3 protein-coding genes are annotated in these 3,918 nt (G+C 61.8%); 1 reads left to right on the top strand and 2 read right to left on the bottom strand.

Translation table 11 applies throughout. The annotated features are described in order from the left end of the window. Positions 1-736 (top strand): translocation/assembly module TamB domain-containing protein (locus tag WCA85_RS31815; RefSeq protein ID WP_424069139.1); only part of this gene is annotated, 736 nt, incomplete at its 5' end. A 133-nt stretch (positions 737-869) separates the two neighbouring features. Here WCA85_RS31815 and metG read toward each other — a convergent pair. Then, the gene (gene metG, locus WCA85_RS31810) at positions 870-3,035 is read right to left on the bottom strand and encodes a methionine--tRNA ligase (RefSeq protein ID WP_424069137.1); all 2,166 of its coding nucleotides are present in this window, start codon (positions 3,033-3,035) and stop codon (positions 870-872) included. A gap of 335 nt (positions 3,036-3,370) precedes the next feature. Further along, positions 3,371-3,918, bottom strand: a 548-nt coding sequence (locus WCA85_RS31805) for an OmpA family protein (RefSeq protein WP_424069135.1), incomplete at its 5' end; no start/stop codon positions are given.

Raw genomic sequence — 3,918 nt, 5'->3', positions numbered from 1 at the left:
CGCCAGCATCGAAATCAATCTGGGCAATGACTTCCGTTTCCGTGGGCAAGGTGCGGACCTCTGCCTGACGGGCAAGATCACCGCGCTGAGCGCGCCGGACGCGCCGCTGCGCGCGGTGGGCGACGTGCGCGTGACGCAAGGTTCGACCTACACCGCGTTCGGCCGCAAGCTGGGTATCGAGAACGGCTTCTTCACGTTTAACGGACCGGTGGCCAATCCGGGCATCAACATCCTCGCAATGCGGCGCAACCAGCAGGTGGAGGCGGGCGTGCAGGTGACGGGTACCGTGAACGCGCCGGTCGCCAAGCTGGTGTCGGAGCCGAACGTGCCGGACAACGAAAAGCTGTCATGGCTGCTGTTCGGGCACGGCACTGACCAGGGCAACAACCTCGGTCAGCAAAGCTCGATGACGACCGCGCTGGCGTTGCTTGGCAATACCCAGGGCAAGCGGATTGCCCAGACATTCGGGCTCGACGAGTTTTCGATCGGCACGAGCGATGTGGGGCTGACCGATCCGCAGGTGGTAATGGTGTCGAAGGCCGTTAACCAGTGGCTCGTGCTCGGTTATGAGCAGGGCTTGCAGTCGGCGAGCAATGCGATCAAGGCGACCGTCAACCTCACGCGCTATTGGTCGGTGGTGGCGTACGGCGGCACGTTCCAAGGGCTGAATCTGTTTTACACCCGCCGTTTTGATAAGTGGCCCTGGTTCAACAAATCGCCGCAGCAGGGCGGGTGAGACGGCCGTTAGCTTCGAGGCCGCGGCCGCGGCCGCCACCGCAAACGCGACTGTGCTGCCGTTGGTGCCCAATAAGCAAAAAGCACGTCTCGCGACGTGCTTTTTGCGTTTTCAACCTGCGTTGCGTGAGGCTTTACTTGACCCGCATGCCTGGCTTCGCGCCGCTGTTCGGTTCGAGCACGTAAATGCCCGGTTCCGCTTTCTCGTCAGCCGCCGACGCCGCCAGCACCATCCCTTCGGACAGACCAAACTTCATCTTTCGCGGGGCGAGGTTCGCCACCATCACCGTCAGCTTGCCGACCAGTTGCTCCGGTTGATAAGCCGACTTGATGCCGGAAAATACATTGCGGGTTTTCTCCTCGCCGACGTCGAGGGTCAATTGCAGCAGCTTGTCCGAACCTTCGACCGCGCGGCAGTCGACGATCTTCGCAATGCGCAGATCGATCTTGGCGAAGTCGTCGATCGAAATAATGCCGGACGCATCGTCCGCGCTGTCCTTGCTTGCAGCATTGCCGCCTTTGCTGTTCGCGTCAGCAGCTTTCGCCTTGGCCTTGGCTTTTGCGTCTGCGGGTGCGGCCGCCGGGTCCGTGGCTTGCAGCGAATCTCGGTTGGCGGCGATCAGCGCTTCGATCTGCTTCGGATCCACGCGCGTCATCAAATGCTTGTACGCGTTGATCGGGCGCTCAGAACTGAGCGGCACCGTTGCATCGGACCACTTGAGCGGCTCGATGGCGAGGAACGCTTCCACCGCTTCGGCGAGCTTCGGCAGCACCGGCTTGAGCGCCAGCGACAGCAAACGGAACGCCTCGACGCTGACGCTGCAGGTTTCGTGCAGCGCGACTGCGTTGGCTGGATCTTTCGCCTGGTCCCACGGCTTGGCGGTATCGACGTAAGCGTTGACTGCGTCGGCCAGTTCCATGGTCTGACGCAGCGCGCGGTTGTACTCGCGCGCCTCGTAGTTCGCGGCGATCTGCGGAATCGCCGCGCGCAGCGTGCCGAGCAGCGGATGATGCATCGCGCTGTCCTGAATGCGGCCGTCGAATCGCTTGATCAGGAATCCGGCTGCGCGGCTCGCGATGTTCACGTACTTGCCGACAAGGTCGCTGTTCACGCGCGCCTGGAAGTCGTCGAGGTTCAGGTCGAGGTCTTCCATCGTGCTATTGAGCTTGGCCGCGAAGTAGTAACGCAGCCATTCCGGGTTCAGGCCGGTGTCGATCACGCTTTGCGCGGTGATGAAGGTGCCGCGCGACTTGGACATCTTCGCGCCATCCACCGTCAGGAAGCCGTGCGCAAACACGTTGGTCGGCGTGCGATGGCCCGAGAATTCGAGCATGGCCGGCCAGAACAGCGTGTGGAAGTACAGGATGTCCTTGCCGATGAAGTGATACTGCTCGGCAGTCGACCCCTTGCGGATCCACGCGTCGAAATCGATGCCGCGCTTTTCGGCGAGGTTCTTGAAGCTCGCGTAATAGCCGATCGGCGCGTCCAGCCATACATAGAAGTACTTGCCCGGCGCACCCGGAATCTCGAAACCGAAATACGGCGCGTCGCGGGAAATGTCCCAGTCGGCCAGCTTGGCTTCGCCAGCGTCGCCGAGCCATTCGCGCATCTTGTTAGTGGCTTCCGGCTGCGCCAGCCCCCCCACCCAACTGCGCAGGAAATTCTCGCAACGCGGATCAGACAGGCGAAAGAAATAGTGCGTCGAGATTTTGCGGATCGGCGTGGCGCCCGACACCACCGAGTACGGGTTGATCAGGTCGGTGGGCTGATAGGTCGAACCGCAGACTTCGCAGTTGTCGCCATATTGGTCTTTCGCGCCGCATTTCGGGCACTCGCCCTTGATGAAGCGGTCCGGCAGGAACATTTCCTTGACCGGGTCGTACGCCTGTTCGATGTCGCGTGCCTCGATCAGGCCGGCATCCTTCAACGCCAGATAAACCGATTCGCTCAGAACGCGGTTTTCTTCGGAGTCGGTTGAATAGTAGTTGTCAAAGGCAATGCCGAAGCTGTCGAAATCGCGCTTGTGTTCCTGCCAGACGCGGTCGATCAGTTGCTTGGGCGTAATCCCTTCCGCTTCGGCGCGCAGCATGATCGGCGTGCCGTGCGTATCGTCGGCGCCGACGTAATAGACCTCGTGACCGTGCATTCGCAGCGTGCGGACCCAGATGTCCGTCTGGATATATTCGACCAGATGGCCAATATGGATTTGCCCATTCGCATACGGAAGGGCCGACGTGACGAGGATCTGGCGACGGCCTGACGGCGCGCCTGCGGAATGACCGGTTGCGGGTGCTGACATAGGGTAGTGAGGGCTTGCGGAGAGACGAAACTTCGATTCTAGCAGGGGCGGCCAGGGCAGGCGGTGCGGCGTGTGGGCTGGCGTGCGTTGAACCGGCACCAAAAAAAACCGGGGCGATTGGGCCCCGGAGCAACAACGACAAGAGGAGAATGGTGCCGTGGCGGCATAGCCAACCACGTACCGTAAAGATGGACAGCGGATTTTCTGGAGAGTTCGAAAAATTTTTCGATTCGTTTTCCAGATGATTTCGCCGCCGGTCAGATGGCGGGATGCGCGGCGCGCAAACTCACCATTCGCCGCTCCATCCACCCCACCATTCCCGAGTCTGCTAGCCGTTAGCCTGAGTGTTGCGCGGTGGCGCGCAGGTAGATTTCCACGCGGCGGTTCGCGGCGCGGCCAGCTTCGGTGTTGTTATCAGCCACCGGATTGTTCTGACCCATGCCTTGTGCCGACAGGCGCTGCGGATTGATGCCGCGCTGGCCGAGGTAGCCGGTCACGCTTTGCGCGCGGTTCACTGACAGCGTCTGGTTGTAGTTCGGCGAACCGGTGCTGTCCGTGTAGCCGACCACTTGCGCGATCACTTCAGGATTCTGCTGGAGCGTCTGCGCCAACTGGTCGAGCACCGGCGCGAACGACGGCTTGATCGCGTAGCTGCTCGTATCGAACGTGACCGAGCTCGGAATGTTCAGCTTGAGCGAACCGTCCGGCTGTTCGGTGATCTGGGTGCCGGTGCCCTGGGTGGCGCCCGACAGCTTGTTATGGATGGATTGCCAGTTGTAGCCGGTGATGCCGCCTACCGCTGCGCCAACGCCTGCACCGATTGCCGCGCCCTTGCCACCGCCGAAGATCGCGCCGAGTGCCGCGCCGGTGCCCGCGCCGACGC

It is taken from the genome of Paraburkholderia sp., from assembly GCF_049581445.1.
Classification (GTDB): Bacteria; Pseudomonadota; Gammaproteobacteria; order Burkholderiales; family Burkholderiaceae; genus Paraburkholderia.
The sequence above is the reverse complement of the archived record's forward strand: the minus strand, read 5'-3'. Positions and strand labels throughout refer to the sequence as shown.